This is a genomic window from Klebsiella quasipneumoniae subsp. quasipneumoniae, from assembly GCF_020525925.1.
Classification (GTDB): domain Bacteria; phylum Pseudomonadota; class Gammaproteobacteria; order Enterobacterales; family Enterobacteriaceae; genus Klebsiella; species Klebsiella quasipneumoniae.
This window is the reverse complement of record NZ_CP084876.1, coordinates 2810949-2826726: the sequence shown is the minus strand read 5'-3', so window position 1 is coordinate 2826726 and position 15778 is coordinate 2810949. Positions and strand designations below refer to the sequence as shown.

Genomic DNA, 15778 nt, shown 5'->3' with positions numbered 1-15778 from the left:
CGGCTTTTTTATGCCGCTTTGCGGCACGAACCACCAAAACAACTTATCAATCTGGCCAATACTTACTCTTTTAAGCAGGTGAGCTTTGTCGCTATGACGCACTTTTCATCCAAGGAGAAAGTAATGACAACGCATCGCAGTGAAAAAGACTCGATGGGCGCCATCGACGTCCCGGCCGATAAACTCTGGGGCGCCCAGACCCAGCGTTCGCTGGAGCATTTCCGCATCTCGACCGAAAAAATGCCCGGGGAACTGATATATGCCCTCGCGCTGACCAAGCGGGCGGCGGCGAAGGTCAATCAGGATCTTGCCCTGCTGACGGCGGAGAAAGCCGGGGCGATCGTCGCCGCCGCTGACGAAGTGCTGGCCGGAAAACACCCCCAGGAGTTCCCGCTGGCTATCTGGCAGACCGGTTCCGGCACCCAGAGCAATATGAATATGAACGAGGTGCTGGCTAACCGCGCCAGTGAACTGCTCGGCGGTGAGCGGGGGATGGCGCGAAAAATCCACCCCAATGACGATGTCAATAAAAGCCAGAGCTCGAATGATGTGTTCCCCACCGCCATGCACGTCGCGGCGCTGGTCGCCCTGCGGGAAAAATTGCTCCCGTCGCTGCAGGCGCTGCGGGCCACGCTCAACGAAAAAGCGGTGGCCTTCAAGGATATCGTGAAGATCGGTCGCACCCATCTGCAGGACGCCACGCCGCTCACCTTAGGCCAGGAAATCTCCGGCTGGGTGGCGATGCTGGACCATAGCCTGAAGCATCTTGAAGCCAGCCAGCCGCACCTTGCCGAGCTGGCGCTGGGCGGGACGGCGGTGGGGACCGGGCTGAATACGCATCCGGAATATGCCGTCCGGGTGGCGGCCGAGCTGGCCTCGCTCAGCGGACAGCCGTTTGTCACCGCGCCGAATAAATTCGAAGCGCTGGCCACTGTCGATGCCCTGGTCCATGCCCACGGCGCGCTGAAAGGTCTGGCGGCCTCGCTGATGAAAATCGCTAACGATGTCCGCTGGCTGGCCTCCGGGCCGCGCTGCGGGATTGGCGAAATCGCCATCCCGGAAAACGAGCCTGGGTCATCGATTATGCCCGGTAAGGTCAACCCGACGCAGTGCGAGGCCCTGACCATGGTCTGCTGCCAGGTGATGGGTAACGACGTGGCGGTGAATATCGGCGGCGCCTCGGGCAACTTTGAGCTCAACGTCTATCGGCCGATGGTCATTCACAACTTCCTGCAGTCGGTGCGTCTGCTGGCGGACGGCATGACGAGCTTTAACGAGCACTGTGCGATGGGGATTGAGCCGAATCGTGAGCGGATCACCCAGCTGCTCAACGAGTCGCTGATGCTGGTGACCGCGCTGAATACCCATATCGGCTATGATAAAGCGGCGGAGATCGCCAAAAAAGCGCACCATGAGGGGCTGACCCTGAAGGCTTCGGCGCTGGCGCTGGGCTACCTGACGGAAGCCGAATTCGATAGCTGGGTGCGCCCGGAACAGATGGTCGGCAGCCTGGCTACTCGCTAGCCAGCCAGAGGTGCAGACGAGGGATCAGTAATCTCAGCGCCTGCGCCTCCGGTTTGTAGCGGTATTGCACATTGTCGGCGTCGTAGTTGAGCAATTCCCCAATATCCGGCACGCTAACCCCCTGGCTGCCGGACATCAGGGCGATCAGCGGGCTGGGGCAGGCGTACTGCACCTGTTTCTGCTCGCTGGCATACCAGACACGGGCAATCGGCTGCACTTTCACCGGCCGTTTGATTTTTAGCCGCGCCCGCTGCGGCAGGGCGGCGATATCCTGATACTCCCTTTCCAGTTTGCTCTGCCACTGCTCGCGGGTCCAGGGCGGCACCGCCCGCGGCGATTGCAGGCTTTTTTCCAGCATCATCAACACCTGGTCGCGGGTCAGATTTTTGATCACGTGCTTATTGGCCCAGCCGAAGCGGATAGTGCTCGGGTCGAGGAGGGGCGTTAGCGTGCGATAGGCGCTGAGGGTGATTAACCCAGGCAGATGGCGATGCACCCACTCAAAGCGGGCGGTGGGGGGCAGGCCAGCGTCGACAGTGACGATTTTCTCGAAGGTGGCCTTCAGGGCGTTAATCTGCTGAATGCGCGCCAGCAGCGCCTGCTGTTCCGCGGCGGAGACCTGGAGACAGATAGCGCCCGGCAGGCGGACGGCGGCTTTGCTGCTGCGGGTTTCCGACTGCTGCTGGATAAACAGATGGCCGTAGTGGCGCAGGGCGAGATCCAGCGCCGCCTCGCCGGTGTGCTGGACGACCGTAATGTTCGCCAGCGGGTCGTGCTCGGCATCCTTACTGATCGCCGGCAGCTCAAACACCCGGCCCGCCAGCAGCCGGCAGGTCGCTAACGCCTGGCGTAGCGCCTGCAGCTCCAGCTCGATCTGGCGAAAGGTATCATTCAGACGTTCAACGAGGTCGTAGCTGGCCATCGCCTTCACCTTAGTTACAACATACTATTCGATTTTTCCAGCATAGCCAGCCCGCGGCCTCTGCGCAAGTTTTATTCAGGCAGAGGTAAAATCGGGCAACTGATGATAGACCGGCCAGCTAAAGCAGAAGCGGGCGCCGCCGAGTGGACTGGCCTCGCAGCGAACGTCGCCCCCCATCGCCTGGGCGATACTGTGGACGATGGCCAGGCCGAGGCCGCAGCCTCCGGTCGCCCGATCGCGGCTGGGGTCAAGACGAACAAAAGGTTCGAACACCCGCTCGCGCTCCTCGGGGGCAATGCCCGGGCCGTCATCGTCGACCTGCAACGACGCGCGGGAACCCTGCAGGGTCAGGCTGACCGCCACCCGCTGACCGCTGTAGCGCAGGGCGTTGTTCACCAGATTATCCAGCACCCGCTCCATCAACCGCATATCCAGCGCGCCATAGTTGCCGCGGGTCAGCGTCGCCAGGCCGACTTCGCGCTGTGGGTTGACCATCTGGATATCCTCGACGTGGTCGCTGATCCAGGCGGGGAAATCGGGGGTGGTCAGGCTGAGCTCCGTCTGCGGGCGGTCGAGACGGGCGTAGGTCAGGAGCTCTTCTATGAGCGCCTCCAGCTGGCCGATATCGCGGTTCAGCGCCTGCGATTCCGCCTCGGTGAGGTTTTCGCTCATCTCCAGACGGTAGCGCAGGCGCACCAGCGGCGTCCTGAGCTCATGGGCGATGCCGTCAATCAGCTGCTTTTTACTGGCAATGAGGGCGTTAATGTTGTCGGCCATCTGGTTGAAGGCCACCCCGAGCCGCTCAAAGCTGGACATGCTGTCAAAATGAATACGCTCGCTGAGGTGGCCTTCGCCAAAGCGCTGGGCGGCGGTCTCAATGCGCAGCATGTCCTGCCAGTGCGGACGCATCCAGATAAACACCGGGAAGGCCAGCGAGATAGCGATAAACGCCATCAGCGCTACGTCCAGGAGACGCATTTCATGCAGAAAATAGAGATAGGGCACCGGGCCCACGGATAACACATAGTGGCTGCGGGGGATGCGCTGGATAAAGGTGTACTGGTCGTCGAGCGCGACGATATCCCCGGCGCGCAGGTGTTGCATCGAGCTTTCCGACAATTTGAATTTGCTCATCGGCTCGATGTGCAGGTCGAACGACAGATTAAGATCCAGTTCTTTCAGCGTCTTGCTCCAGTCGCGAGGCGGAATTTCCCGCAGCTCGCTGCGCATCAGATACAGTGAGCTTTTCATCAGATCGTCAAGCGACTGCCGGCCGGCGCGTTCAGCGGTAAATTTATAGACCAGGCCCACCAGCATGGTCATCACCAGAAAGCAGACGAAGAGCAGAAGGTAGAACTGCACGAACAGCTTTTTCATTACATTACCGCATAGTCAAAAAGAGAAACCTGCCGGCGCCTCGGGACCATCTGCCCGGCGAGGCGGAAACGTCTCGGGTTTACCGGGGCGAGCCGAGGCCCGCGCGGGAGTAACCGATACGCTATCAAAGCAGGGTTTATGTCCCCTGACAATAGCCAGCCGGGGGGGAGCTGCGCCGTTAAAAATGTGACAGTGTCACTTATTGCGAGCTTACCTCTGCATTAGGCAAGGATTATGTCCAGTGTCATCTGCGCGCCGCTGGGCGCTACTCGCGATAGTAGGGGATATCCACCGGATAGAGGGTGGCCAGGCTCAGCAGTCGACAGCGCACCAGCTGTTTTGCTTCGGCATACCAGTAAGCAAATTCGCCGGTGGTCTGGTGGTAAATCATCTGATCAAGGTTAGCAAACGGGATCACCAGCAGCGGCCCCTGGCGCACGTATCCGCCGCCGGTTTCGAAATGGTGATCTCCCCAGGATTGCTGGGTATGTTGATAGCGGTGGAGGAGCACCTTAATTTGCCCGCGCTGTGGACAGAGGAGCCGGATATCGGCGTTGTCGAGGGAAAAAGCCCAGCCAGAGAGTGACGTGAAGAGGGTAAGTGCCAAAAGTACAACGTATTTCATCATGCAAAAGTCCTGTGTTTTCAGGCTTTATGCCACTCTGAAAACGGTAAGTCCTTGAGCACAATCATATTGAGGGGTTATGTGATGGGCTTCTGTACGGCGAAACGTATTGATTTACTCAATATGACAAACTGGCGGCGACCCGCCAGCGCGAAGGCGGCGAAAAACGCGATGCGCATGCCGCCGGGGTCAGGCGGTGAAACGGGCCCCTTTCAGGGCCGCAGAAGGACCGCTCAGTTGTCCCAGGCGTGGGGGGCGAAGAGGTAGCCTTTATTGCGTACCGTCTTAATCCGGTAGGGTTCTGTGGCGTTATCGAGCAGTTTTTTGCGCAGGCGCGAGATGGCGACGTCGACGCTGCGATCCATCCCGTCGTAGGTGACGCCGCGTAAATTTTTCAGCAGGGCGTCGCGGTCCATAATCTGCCCGGCGTGGGTAGCCAGCTCCCACAGCAGGTCGAAATCGGCGGTAGACAGGGCGACGCTTTCTCCGCCGAGCAGCACCTGGCGGTTGACCGGGTCAATGGTCAGTGAGCCAAAGGAGATGGTCTTGTGCGGGGTGAGCGTCGCAGGCGCGCCTGCTCCCGCCGGGGCGATATGCTGGCGCAAATGCAGACGCAGTCGCGCCAGCAGCACCGCCGGCGGGGTGGTTTTCAGGATATAATCGCTGGCGCCCATCTCCAGGGAGAGGATATGGTTCATATCGCTGTCGAGCGAGGTCAGCAGGACAATCGGCCCTTGCCATTGCCCACGCAGATCGCGACAGAGCGTCATTCCGTCCTTGCCGGGCAGCATAATGTCCAGGAGCACGAGGTCCGGTTTCTCCCGCGCGATCACTTCCTCTGCGCGGTCGCCGCGAGGCTCGACCACCACATCCATATCATGCTTGCCGAGATAGGCGGCGATCAGCGCCCCTACCTCAGGGTCATCCTCAACAAAAACGATTTTATTCATGTCTATTGCACATCAGTAAAAGAAGTAACATACACCGTGCCTATTTTACCCGCCATCCCTCTTTTATAAACAGCGCTAATTCCGCTATGCTGCGCTAACTTGTTGATTCATTGTTAAGGCATAAGGACATGGGGCTGTTAATCAAAGGGCTGCTGGGCGCGCTGGTGGTGGTGCTGATTGGCGTGCTGGCGAAAACCAAAAACTACGCCATCGCCGGACTTGTTCCGCTGTTTCCCACCTTTGCGCTCATCGCCCACTATATTGTCGCCAGCGAGCGCGGTATTGAAGCCCTGCGCACCACTATCGTGTTCGGTATGTGGTCGATCGTTCCCTATTTTATCTATCTGCTGTCGCTGTGGTACTTCACCGGGATCATGCGCCTGCCGTTGGCGCTGGCAGGCGCAGTGGGGTGCTGGGGGCTGTGTGCGTGGCTGTTGATTGTTGGCTGGAGCCGCTTCCACTAACGCAGAGGGCGACCGCCGTCGACGGCGAATGACCGGCCGGTCACGTAGCGGCTGGTAAACAGATAGTCGATAAGGTCGCTGATCTCTTTCTCGCCCGGGGCGATTTTCATCAGCGACTTATCCAGCGCCTGCTGACGATAAGCCTCGTCGTCACCTTCATTGAACATGATCAGCGACGGCGCAATGGCGTTGACTTTGATCTCTGGGGCCAGCTTGCGGGCAAAGGAGCGGGTCATGTTGTCCAGCGCGGCCTTGCTGGCGGCGTAGGCGATATGTTTATCGCTCCCGCGCTCCACCACGTAATCGGTGATATGGATAACGTCGCTGGCGGCGTGGCCGCGGCCGCGCAGGAGCTCCTCCAGCGCGTGGTTGAGCAGATAGGGGGCATGGACGTGGATCTGCATCATGCGGTTGATCACCGTGCTGAGCGGTACGCCCGGCTTCTCCGCCATCCAGTCACTGGCGTTGTGGATGATGGCCCGCAGGCCGCTGGTATGCGATTTAACCGCTTCGGCAAAGGTCAGAATGCCGTCATCGCTGCTGAAGTCGGCCTGCAGACAGAGGGCGCCCGCTTCGCGCAGGTCTTCGATCGCCGGATAGGGCGTGCGATAGCTGACGATCACCGGCTGGTGTTGCTGCAGAAAATGGTGCGCTAGCGCGAGGCCGATGCGGCGGCCTCCTCCTGTGATCAGAACCGGGCGGGGCTGTTGTTCAGCCATGGGTATCTCCTTTGATTTCTGCGGCAGGGCGACCGCTTACCCCACCAGCATCCACGTTGCCGGCACAGCGGCAACCAGCAATAAACCAATTAGCGCCAATTCGCGGCGTTTGAGCGAACGATCGTGCTGGTGCGTACGTCGGGCGTACAAAAAGACCAGAAGACCCGGAGCGTAAAGTACCACCGACAACAGCAAATGCACAGGTCCCGACGCGTATAATAACCATAAGCCATAAATGCAGGCGCCGATACCCACCGCTTTATGCAGCGGACGGGTGGCGATTTTGAGCAAAAAGGCGCCGACCAGCAGATAGGGCACGAGGATCATCTCTGAGGCGATGGTCAGCAGGGTGCCGTAGTCCGAACCGGTCAGCCAGATGAGGACCAGCGACGCCTGAACGCTGATATTGGTCAGCCACAGCGAAGCGGAGGGGGCGTTGTTGCGGTTCTGGCGGGCGAACAGGCGCGGGAAGGCTTTGTGAGTGGCGGCGAGGTAAGGCACTTCGGCAGCCATGATCGTCCAGCTGAGATAGGCGCCACACACCGACACGATAAGCCCGGCGGCAATCACAATTTCACCCCACGAGCCCATCAGTCTGACCATCAGTCCCGCCATCGACGGGTTGCGCATTTCGGCCAGTTCGCTACGCGGCACCACGCCCAGCGACAGCAGGGTGACCAGCAGATACACCGCGAGGGCCGAAAGCACCGCCAGCAGCGTCGCGCGGCCAACGTCCCGCTTGTGTCGCGCGCGGGCGGAGACCACCACCGCGCCCTCGACGCCGATAAACACCCACAGAGTGATCAGCATCGTGTTTTTAACCTGCTCCCACACCGGTACGCCCAGCGCCAGGCCGCTGAAATCGAGGCGGAACGTATCCAGCTGAAAGGCCAGGGCGGCGAGGGCGACAAACGCCCCAAGCGGCAACAGCTTGGCGAGGGTGGCGACCAGGTTAATCCCCGCCGCCGTCTGCACGCCACGCAGGACCAGGAAGTGGACCACCCACAGCAGAACTGAAGCGCCAACGATAGACTGCCAGGTGTTGCCATCGCCAAACAGGCGCAGCTCAGGGGTATCGGTGAAGAAACTGAGCGCCGAAAAGACGATCACCAGATAGGAGACATTGGCGATCACCGCGCACAGCCAGTAGCCCCAGGCGGAACAGAAGCCGATCAGCTCGCCGAACCCTTCGCGGGCGTAGGTGAAGATCCCGCCGTCGAGGTCGGGACGAATACGGGTCAACAGCAGCATCGCGAAGGCGAGGAACAGGATCCCGACGCCGGTAATCGCCCAGCCGATGAGCAGAGCGGAAGGGCTGGCCACGGCCGCCATATTTTGCGGCAAACTGAATACGCCAGCGCCGAGCATTGAGCTGAGGACCAGGGCGGTCAGGGCGCTCAGGCCCAGTTTCTTTTCCATTGCATTCCCGAGGTGAAAATGGCTGTTCCAGAATATTTATTTTGCGAAATCGCATAAAAATGGAGGATTGCGCTAAGGCGCGGGATTTTACGGAGTGTCCGGGGGCCATGCAATGGCGCGGGATGAAAAAAAATGAAAAGGCGGCAATGCGCCGCCTTTTTAGCCAGTCAGCAGCGATTATTTGTACAAATCGGCGCTGATGGTGATGTTGCCGCCGCGTTCCTGCCACTGGCGGGTAATGTGATAGTACTTCGCCCCTTTCTTCGCCGCGCGTTTTGCCGTCTGATAGGAGATCTCGGTCATGTTGCCGTAGTTGCCGGTGAACTTGATGTTATCGAACGGCACCATTTGCGCCGCAGTCACTTTGTTCACTTCTTCAACTTTGGTGCCGTCCGGCAGCGTGACAGTGTAACGTCCGCCTTTTGACGACTGGGTCTCGAAGAAACGACCTACGCCGGTGCCGGAGCCAACCGCCGCGGTGGTGGCGACGCCCGGGATTTCGACGTTTTTCGCCGCTTCGCCGCCTTTGGCCAGCGCCGCGCGGCCGGCTTCAGAATCAGCCGGGATAGCGTCCGGGCTCTGCAGAACGCGTTTTTCCGCATCTTTTTTGTAGATATAGGCGGTAATGCGCTGATTGCCGCCCTGGTTGGCGTCGACCTGGCGGACGATGAAGAACGCATAGGCGCCTTTCGCTTTCGCCGCTTTGGTGATGGCGTCGTTCACTTCCGGCTGGCTGCGATAGAAGCCCTGGACGGTGACGGTGTCGTAAGGCATCAGCTCAACGGCCTGATCTTTCGGCAGCTCCATCACGCCATTGATGATGCGATTTTTCGGCGCATCCGCTTTCGGCGCGTCGTCTTTATAGAGGTCAGCCGTGACGCGCCAGTTGCCGCCATTGCCGTAATCCGACGTGTCGACAACATAGAATGAGGCCGCGCCGTCTTTGTCAGCTTTGCGCGATACCGCTTGCACCGCGTCGCCAATGGCATTAAAGCGGCCGGTGACGACAACGCGATCGTAGGGCTTCAGCGCAGCCGCCTGCTCCGGGGTCAACTCGGTCGCTGCGTGGGCAGACAACGTGGCGGTTGTCAGGAGAGCAGACGCCAGGAGGGTGTTTTTAAGCTTCATAAAAATAATCCTTTGCCTTGCGCAAACCATATACTGGTGTTGTTGTTGACTGAAAACGTTTGATTATTGCATTTAATCGCCGTGACTGTCTGCGTCATTTTTTGCGTGCCGCCCGAATCGTATACTACGGAAAGATAACATTTTTCGATATGTTGAAAAAACAGCCGCTTGACCAGCAAAAACGATAATCGATACCACTTTTATTAGTTAATGTAATGTTAATACAATGATCTCAATGGCGATAAATGGCGTTTTATACCACTGGATAAGCGGATTATCAGGCCTGAGAGGCAAATTCAGGTAAATATTGCTGCCCGGAACCATCTGTGCTGACAATAAGCAATAAAATCAAAATTTCTGTTTTATCGCTGTAGATCACAATCGCTATTTTCAGTAGGTTATAAAAAGTTTGTTACTGTTTCATTTTGCAGACAGCGAAAGATGGCGAGGATGATTTTGCCGTCCTGTCGCTGTTGGTCAGAAAAGTAAACCATCATCAAAAACCGATGGAAGGGAAAACTATGCGTATTGGTGTACCACAAGAAAGGCTAGCCCAGGAGACCCGGGCCGCCGCCACGCCGAAGACCGTTGAGCAGTTGCTCAAACTCGGCTTTAGCGTCGCGGTAGAAAGCGGCGCCGGGAAGCTGGCCAGCTTTGACGATGAGGCCTTTGCCCAGGCAGGGGCTGAAATCGTGACCGGCGACGAGGTGTGGCAGTCTGATGTCATCCTCAAGGTCAATGCCCCGAATGACGATGAAATTGCCCTGTTAAACCCAGGAACCACGCTGATTAGCTTTATCTGGCCGGCGCAAAACCCGCAGCTGATGGAAAAACTGGCGGCCCGTAATATCAACGTGATGGCGATGGATTCGGTGCCGCGTATCTCACGCGCCCAGTCGCTGGATGCGCTCAGCTCAATGGCCAATATCGCCGGGTACCGCGCTATCGTTGAAGCGGCCCATGAATTCGGTCGTTTCTTTACCGGGCAGATCACGGCGGCAGGCAAAGTTCCGCCCGCCAAGGTGATGGTTATCGGCGCCGGGGTAGCTGGACTGGCGGCGATTGGCGCCGCCAACAGCCTGGGCGCGATCGTCCGCGCCTTCGATACCCGCCCGGAAGTGAAGGAGCAGGTGCAGAGTATGGGCGCCGAGTTCCTCGAGCTGGATTTTAAAGAGGAAGCGGGCAGCGGCGACGGCTATGCCAAGGTGATGTCCGAAGCCTTTATCAAAGCCGAAATGGCGCTGTTCGCCGCCCAGGCGAAAGAGGTCGATATTATCGTCACCACGGCGTTAATACCGGGCAAACCGGCGCCGAAGCTGATCACCCGGGAAATGGTTGACTCAATGAAGTCGGGCAGCGTGGTGGTCGATCTCGCCTCGCAAAACGGCGGCAACTGCGAGTACACCGTGCCGGGCGAAGTGGTGACCACCGCCAACGGCGTGAAAATTATCGGTTATACCGACCTCCCAGGCCGTCTGCCGACCCAGTCCTCCCAGCTCTACGGCACTAACCTGGTGAACCTGCTGAAGCTGCTGTGCAAAGAGAAAGACGGCAATATCGTTATCGATTTCGATGACGTGGTGGTGCGCGGCGTGACCGTGGTGCGCGAAGGCGAAATCACCTGGCCGGCGCCGCCGATTCAGGTCTCCGCTCAGCCGCAGGCCGCGGCGAAAAAAGTGGAAGTGCCGAAAGAAGAGGTCAAACCGGCGTCGCCGTGGCGCAAATATGCGCTGATTGCGCTGGCGATTATCCTCTTCGGCTGGCTGGCCAACGTGGCGCCAAAAGAGTTCCTCGGCCATTTCACCGTCTTCGCGCTGGCCTGCGTGGTGGGTTACTACGTGGTATGGAATGTCTCCCATGCCCTGCATACGCCGCTGATGTCGGTGACGAACGCCATTTCGGGCATTATCGTGGTTGGCGCATTGTTGCAGATTGGCCACGGCGGCTGGGTCAGCTTCCTGAGCTTTATCGCGGTACTGATCGCCAGCATTAATATTTTCGGTGGTTTTACCGTGACTCAGCGCATGCTGAAAATGTTTCGCAAAGGATAAGGGGTAGCACATGTCTGGTGGATTAGTTACAGCTGCATACATTGTTGCTGCAATCCTGTTTATTTTCAGCCTGGCGGGTCTGTCGAAACACGAAACCTCGCAGCAGGGCAACTATTTCGGCATCGCCGGGATGGCCATCGCTCTGATCGCCACCATTCTGGGGCCGGACGCCGGCAACGTCGGCTGGATTATCCTCGCGATGGTGATCGGCGGGGCCATCGGTATTCGTCTGGCGAAGAAGGTCGAAATGACCGAGATGCCGGAGCTGGTGGCCATCCTGCACAGCTTCGTGGGCCTGGCGGCGGTGCTGGTAGGGTTTAACAGCTACCTGCAGCATGAAACCGGTATGGAGCAGATTCTGGTCAATATCCATTTGACCGAAGTGTTCCTCGGCATCTTCATCGGCGCGGTGACCTTCACCGGTTCGGTGGTGGCGTTTGGTAAACTGCGCGGCAAGATCTCCTCCAAACCGCTGATGCTGCCTAATCGCCATAAGCTGAACCTGGCGGCGCTGGTGGTCTCCTTCGTACTGATGGTGATTTTCGTGCGCTCCGACAGCACCGGCACCCAGGTCCTGTGCCTGCTGGTGATGACCGCGATCGCGCTGGCCTTCGGCTGGCACCTGGTGGCCTCTATCGGCGGTGCGGACATGCCGGTGGTGGTCTCTATGCTCAACTCCTACTCGGGCTGGGCGGCGGCGGCGGCGGGCTTTATGCTGAGCAATGACCTGCTGATCGTCACCGGCGCGCTGGTGGGCTCTTCCGGCGCCATCCTCTCTTACATTATGTGTAAGGCGATGAATCGCTCCTTTATCAGCGTGATCGCCGGCGGCTTCGGCACCGATGGTTCCTCCAGCGGCGGCGATGAAGAAGTGGGCGAGCACCGCGAAATTAGCGCCGAAGAGACGGCGGAGATGCTGAAAAATTCGCACTCGGTCATCATCACCCCGGGCTATGGTATGGCGGTGGCCCAGGCGCAGTATCCGGTGGCCGAGATCACCGAGAAGCTGCGGGCGCGCGGCATTAAGGTGCGCTTTGGCATTCACCCGGTCGCCGGCCGTCTGCCGGGGCATATGAACGTCCTGCTGGCGGAGGCCAAGGTGCCTTACGACATCGTGCTGGAGATGGATGAGATCAACGATGATTTCAGCGACACCGACACCGTGCTGGTCATTGGCGCTAACGATACCGTCAACCCGGCGGCGCAGGACGATCCGAAGAGCCCGATTGCTGGTATGCCGGTGCTTGAGGTGTGGAAAGCGCAGAACGTGGTGGTCTTTAAGCGTTCGATGAACACCGGTTACGCCGGCGTACAGAACCCGCTGTTCTTTAAAGAGAACACCCATATGCTGTTTGGCGATGCCAAAGCCAGCGTCGATGCGATCCTGAAAGCGCTGTAATGTAACATTATTGTTTTACAACGTTTGTTTATAAGCCGTCTCCTGTGAGACGGCTTTTTTATATGCAGAAGGATGCCAGGAATTGTTCATAAAATAAGCGGCAAGAGGTGATATAATGTTCCGGTTCTTACATCAGACAGAGGATATTATGGATACCGAGTTAACCCCAACGCAGATGGCCATCGAATTCTTACGCCGCGACACCACCGTCATGACCCCAGCGCAGTATCTGAAAAAACTTAAACTGCTGGAGCTGGAGTTTGCTGACCTGATGGCGCTCTCCTCGCTGGAGCTGAAAGAAGAGATCGATCTGGCCTGGCGTCTGGGTATCCACTGAGTCGTTCATGATCGCCATGCAATGACGGGGCCGCAAGCGGCCCTTTTATGTGCCTGAGGGAAAGCGGGCAAAAAAATCCCCCGCGAGGCGGGGGAAGGTGAACGTTCTGGGAGGGAAGGTTAATCGTCGTCGTCGTCGTCCAGTTCCACCGGCGTCTGATAGGCCTCAGGTTTAAGCACCAGCAGATCGCAGCGCAGGTGGTCGACGACCTGCTCCGCGGTATTGCCAAGGAACGCCGCAGAGAGGCCGGTGCGTCCGACCGTACCCAGCACCACGATCCCCGCCTGCAGATGCTCGGCGAGATCTGGGATCACCTCCTCAGGCAACCCTTTTTCCACATGGGTGAATTTCTCGTCAATGCCAAACTTCTGCCGCAGCGCTTTCATCGCCAGCAGATGCTGACCGCGAATGGCGTCGTTGTAGACGCTGGGATCGAAATCCGGCAGCTCAATCGCGATATTGATCGGGGTGACCGGATAGGCGCCGATAAGGTGCACTTCAGTGTGGTTGACTTCTTCCGCCAGCGACAGCGTCTCGCGAACCAGCTTCTCGTTGAGGGTGTTGTGATAATTCTCTTCACTGGCCAGATTGACGGCGACCAGCGCTTTACCGCCTTCCGGCCACGGCTGATCTTTCACCATCCAGACCGGGCAGGGGCACTTACGCAGCAGATGCCAGTCGGTCGGGGTGAAGATCACCGCTTCCAGCTTGTCGTGCTGGTGGGCCATCTTCAGCAGCAGGTCGTGTTTCTCACTGATCACTTCCTGAATAATGGCTTCGAAGGGGCGGTTGTGCCACACCACTTTCACGTCAATCGGCACACCGGATTCAAGATAGAATTTCGCCTGCTCGCGGATCCAGGCCGTTCGTTGGGCAATGACGCCCTGACGCATCGCCGTCCGTTCGTCCGGCGACAGCAGGGTGGTCATTTCATAAGAAAAATCATAGATCGGCAAAAAGGCTTTGATGCGTCCACCAATCCGTTGGTGCAGGTACACCGCTCGCCTTAGCGCCGGCTGGTCGTCCTGGTTAGGATCGATTACTACCAGCATGCTCTGATACTTCGCCATACAGGGTCTCCTTACAACTGCAGCTACCGTCAGTTATTAAAAAGATAACCTATATGGATGAATTGAAACAGGGGAGGAGCCTGGTCAGATCAACAAATCTGAAAAAAATGCCGATCCTGACCAGGTGTTGCGCGGAGATTAAGCGACGTTGCGCGCCTGACCGGCCAGCTGGGCCAGCAGGTCGCCGTTTTCAATGGTGATGTATTTGCCTTTCACCGCCAGCATGCCGCTCTTCTGGAAACGCCCCAGCAGACGGCTGATGGTTTCGACGGTGAGGCCGAGATAGTTGCCAATGTCGCCGCGGGTCATGGTCAGTCGGAACTCGCGGGGAGAGAAACCGCGCTGCGCGAAACGGCGTGACAGGTTATAGATAAACGCGGCCAGGCGCTCTTCAGCGTTCTTTTTGGAAAGCAGCAGGATCATATCCTGGTCGCCTTTGATCTCACCGCTCATCAGGCGCATCATCTGCTGACGCAGATTCGGCATTTTTCCGGAAAGATCGTCGAGGGTTTCAAAGGGGATCTCGCACACCATCGAGGTTTCCAGCGCCTGGGCGAAGCTCGGGTGCAGGCCGGTGCCGATGGCGTCGAAGCCCACCAGATCGCCCGCCAGATGGAAGCCGGTAATCTGCTCATCGCCTTGCTCGGTGATGGTGTAGCTTTTGATAGTCCCGGAGCGAATGGCGTACAACGATTTCAGCTCATCACCCGCTTTGAACAAGGTTTGACCTTTCTGGATGGGCTTTTTCCGCTCGATAATATTATCCAGCTGATCAAGCTCATGCTCGTTCAGAGTAAAGGGGATGCAGAGCTGGCTGATACTGCAATCCTGACAATGGATAGCACAACCGCCAGACTGAATGCGTCGAATAATTCGCTTCTCAGGGATCATATGTCTGCTCAGGCCTTAATTGATATTGGTCAATTTTAACATCTTTTTGATGAGCAGGTAAGTCTTCAGGCTCTGAAACACGTAATATCAGCAGGGTAAATCAACACAGGCTGATATCTGCTTGATTAAAAATAGATTATTCAGCCACATTGGATTGTAAAATTACCTGAAAATTCCGAAAACGCATTTTCAGTCAAAGCAACAGATAGCCCTCGTGGCGCAGAAGCCACTCTTTACGCTGCACGCCGCCGGCATAGCCGGTCATCGTGCCGTTACGCCCGATGACCCGATGGCAGGGCACCACAATACTCACCGGGTTGGCGCCATTGGCGGCCCCCACGGCGCGCGCCGCGCCGGGACGACCGAGCGCCTCGGCCAGCTGACCATAGTGCATCACCTGGCCGCAGGGGATTTCGCGTAACGCCCGCCAGACCTGGCGCTGGAAAGGGGTGCCGGCGGTGGCGGTAGGCAGGGTCTCGATAACGGCCAGATCGCCGGCAAAATAGTCGTTCAGCTTACTGCTGAGACCGCCTGGATTGCGGCAGTCGACGCGCTGATAGCCTTCCCGGCGATAGTGTACATCGAGCAGGGTCTCCATCCGATCGCGGTGCTCGTCCCACTCGACGGCGCGCAAATTAAACTGTTCGTCGCAGAGCACCCACAGCGCCCCCAGCGGGGTATCCATTTTATCCTGCAGCAAGGTCAACATCGTTTCGGTCATCCACCATCGTACACGAGGGCCACACGATACCACGCGCCGGCGGCGGTCAACTATACTCCCAAAAGATAAACCCGCATCATCGACCGGCAGCCACCGGCCGTTACGTTGATTTATTTTTGGATCGATCCTGACGGGTTATCGGGCATGGTTTTTGCTACTTTTAAGCTGACGACGCCGGTCC

At 58.1% G+C, this 15778-nt stretch carries 15 protein-coding genes; 5 read left to right on the top strand and 10 right to left on the bottom strand.

Going from position 1 to position 15778, the window contains the following annotated elements; translation table 11 throughout:
- The first annotated feature begins 123 nt into the window (after positions 1-123).
- Entirely contained in the window at positions 124-1524 is a 1401-nt protein-coding gene (gene fumC, locus LGM20_RS13785; protein ID WP_044522693.1) for a class II fumarate hydratase, read from the top strand.
- Here the strand turns inward: fumC and tus are convergent.
- The 4 genes from tus to rstA form a co-directional block, all read right to left on the bottom strand.
- Positions 1514-2446 (bottom strand): DNA replication terminus site-binding protein, encoded by a 933-nt coding sequence (tus, locus tag LGM20_RS13780; RefSeq protein ID WP_044522695.1) that lies wholly within the window; start codon positions 2444-2446, stop codon positions 1514-1516. The two genes, fumC and tus, sit on opposite strands and share 11 nt — an antisense overlap.
- Before the next feature lie 75 nt (positions 2447-2521).
- The gene (gene rstB, locus LGM20_RS13775; protein ID WP_032452694.1) at positions 2522-3823 is read right to left on the bottom strand and encodes a two-component system sensor histidine kinase RstB; all 1302 of its coding nucleotides are present in this window, start codon (positions 3821-3823) and stop codon (positions 2522-2524) included.
- A gap of 265 nt (positions 3824-4088) precedes the next feature.
- The gene (locus LGM20_RS13770; RefSeq protein WP_023289499.1) at positions 4089-4451 is read right to left on the bottom strand and encodes a hypothetical protein; all 363 of its coding nucleotides are present in this window, start codon (positions 4449-4451) and stop codon (positions 4089-4091) included.
- A gap of 230 nt (positions 4452-4681) precedes the next feature.
- Positions 4682-5398 carry a two-component system response regulator RstA gene (rstA, locus tag LGM20_RS13765; protein WP_023289500.1) on the bottom strand — a complete coding sequence of 239 codons (717 nt, stop codon included), beginning with the start codon at positions 5396-5398 and terminating at the stop codon, positions 4682-4684.
- Positions 5399-5526: 128 nt separating this feature from the next.
- Between rstA and LGM20_RS13760 the strand changes: the two genes are divergently transcribed.
- The gene (locus LGM20_RS13760; protein WP_023289501.1) at positions 5527-5862 is read left to right on the top strand and encodes a GlpM family protein; all 336 of its coding nucleotides are present in this window, start codon (positions 5527-5529) and stop codon (positions 5860-5862) included.
- On the opposite strand, the gene folM is transcribed toward LGM20_RS13760, so the two are convergent.
- The 3 genes from folM to ydgH form a co-directional block, all read right to left on the bottom strand.
- Positions 5859-6581 (bottom strand): dihydromonapterin reductase, encoded by a 723-nt coding sequence (gene folM / locus LGM20_RS13755; RefSeq protein ID WP_044522697.1) that lies wholly within the window; start codon positions 6579-6581, stop codon positions 5859-5861. The genes LGM20_RS13760 and folM overlap by 4 nt on opposite strands.
- Positions 6582-6617: 36 nt before the next feature.
- On the bottom strand, positions 6618-8000 hold the full coding sequence (locus LGM20_RS13750; RefSeq protein ID WP_044522700.1) for an amino acid permease: 1383 nt from the start codon (positions 7998-8000) through the stop codon (positions 6618-6620).
- A gap of 177 nt (positions 8001-8177) precedes the next feature.
- Entirely contained in the window at positions 8178-9128 is a 951-nt protein-coding gene (gene ydgH / locus LGM20_RS13745) for a DUF1471 family protein YdgH (protein WP_004887044.1), read from the bottom strand.
- Positions 9129-9649: 521 nt separating this feature from the next.
- Between ydgH and pntA the strand changes: the two genes are divergently transcribed.
- From pntA to LGM20_RS13725, 3 genes are all read left to right on the top strand, one after another.
- Complete coding sequence (gene pntA / locus LGM20_RS13735; RefSeq protein WP_044522703.1) at positions 9650-11179, top strand: Re/Si-specific NAD(P)(+) transhydrogenase subunit alpha; 1530 nt, start codon at positions 9650-9652, stop codon at positions 11177-11179.
- Between the two features lie 10 nt (positions 11180-11189).
- Positions 11190-12578: a Re/Si-specific NAD(P)(+) transhydrogenase subunit beta gene (gene pntB, locus LGM20_RS13730; protein ID WP_023289505.1), complete on the top strand. Its 1389-nt coding sequence runs from the start codon at positions 11190-11192 to the stop codon at positions 12576-12578.
- 148 nt (positions 12579-12726) lie between these two features.
- On the top strand, positions 12727-12915 hold the full coding sequence (locus tag LGM20_RS13725) for a YdiH family protein (protein ID WP_004887037.1): 189 nt from the start codon (positions 12727-12729) through the stop codon (positions 12913-12915).
- Between the two features lie 119 nt (positions 12916-13034).
- On the opposite strand, the gene uspE is transcribed toward LGM20_RS13725, so the two are convergent.
- The 3 genes from uspE to ogt all read right to left on the bottom strand — a co-directional run bounded on the left by uspE (position 13035) and on the right by ogt (position 15585).
- A complete protein-coding gene (gene uspE, locus LGM20_RS13720) occupies positions 13035-13985 on the bottom strand; it encodes a universal stress protein UspE (RefSeq protein WP_004887033.1) in 951 nt (316 codons plus the stop codon).
- 138 nt (positions 13986-14123) lie between these two features.
- On the bottom strand, positions 14124-14876 hold the full coding sequence (fnr, locus tag LGM20_RS13715; RefSeq protein WP_004887031.1) for a fumarate/nitrate reduction transcriptional regulator Fnr: 753 nt from the start codon (positions 14874-14876) through the stop codon (positions 14124-14126).
- Between the two features lie 193 nt (positions 14877-15069).
- A complete protein-coding gene (ogt, locus tag LGM20_RS13710; protein ID WP_023289506.1) occupies positions 15070-15585 on the bottom strand; it encodes a methylated-DNA--[protein]-cysteine S-methyltransferase in 516 nt (171 codons plus the stop codon).
- Between the last annotated feature and the right edge of the window lie 193 nt (positions 15586-15778).

What these genes read in the sequence shown, in the direction of transcription:
- fumC (WP_044522693.1), top strand. Translation starts at nt 124, where the DNA reads ATGACAACGCATCGCAGTGAAAAAGACTCGATGGGCGCCATCGACGTC.
- tus (WP_044522695.1), bottom strand. Translation starts at nt 2,446, where the DNA reads ATGGCCAGCTACGACCTCGTTGAACGTCTGAATGATACCTTTCGCCAG.
- rstB (WP_032452694.1), bottom strand. Translation starts at nt 3,823, where the DNA reads ATGAAAAAGCTGTTCGTGCAGTTCTACCTTCTGCTCTTCGTCTGCTTT.
- LGM20_RS13770 (WP_023289499.1), bottom strand. Translation starts at nt 4,451, where the DNA reads ATGATGAAATACGTTGTACTTTTGGCACTTACCCTCTTCACGTCACTC.
- rstA (WP_023289500.1), bottom strand. Translation starts at nt 5,398, where the DNA reads ATGAATAAAATCGTTTTTGTTGAGGATGACCCTGAGGTAGGGGCGCTG.
- LGM20_RS13760 (WP_023289501.1), top strand. Translation starts at nt 5,527, where the DNA reads ATGGGGCTGTTAATCAAAGGGCTGCTGGGCGCGCTGGTGGTGGTGCTG.
- folM (WP_044522697.1), bottom strand. Translation starts at nt 6,581, where the DNA reads ATGGCTGAACAACAGCCCCGCCCGGTTCTGATCACAGGAGGAGGCCGC.
- LGM20_RS13750 (WP_044522700.1), bottom strand. Translation starts at nt 8,000, where the DNA reads ATGGAAAAGAAACTGGGCCTGAGCGCCCTGACCGCCCTGGTCCTCAGC.
- ydgH (WP_004887044.1), bottom strand. Translation starts at nt 9,128, where the DNA reads ATGAAGCTTAAAAACACCCTCCTGGCGTCTGCTCTCCTGACAACCGCC.
- pntA (WP_044522703.1), top strand. Translation starts at nt 9,650, where the DNA reads ATGCGTATTGGTGTACCACAAGAAAGGCTAGCCCAGGAGACCCGGGCC.
- pntB (WP_023289505.1), top strand. Translation starts at nt 11,190, where the DNA reads ATGTCTGGTGGATTAGTTACAGCTGCATACATTGTTGCTGCAATCCTG.
- LGM20_RS13725 (WP_004887037.1), top strand. Translation starts at nt 12,727, where the DNA reads ATGGATACCGAGTTAACCCCAACGCAGATGGCCATCGAATTCTTACGC.
- uspE (WP_004887033.1), bottom strand. Translation starts at nt 13,985, where the DNA reads ATGGCGAAGTATCAGAGCATGCTGGTAGTAATCGATCCTAACCAGGAC.
- fnr (WP_004887031.1), bottom strand. Translation starts at nt 14,876, where the DNA reads ATGATCCCTGAGAAGCGAATTATTCGACGCATTCAGTCTGGCGGTTGT.
- ogt (WP_023289506.1), bottom strand. Translation starts at nt 15,585, where the DNA reads ATGTTGACCTTGCTGCAGGATAAAATGGATACCCCGCTGGGGGCGCTG.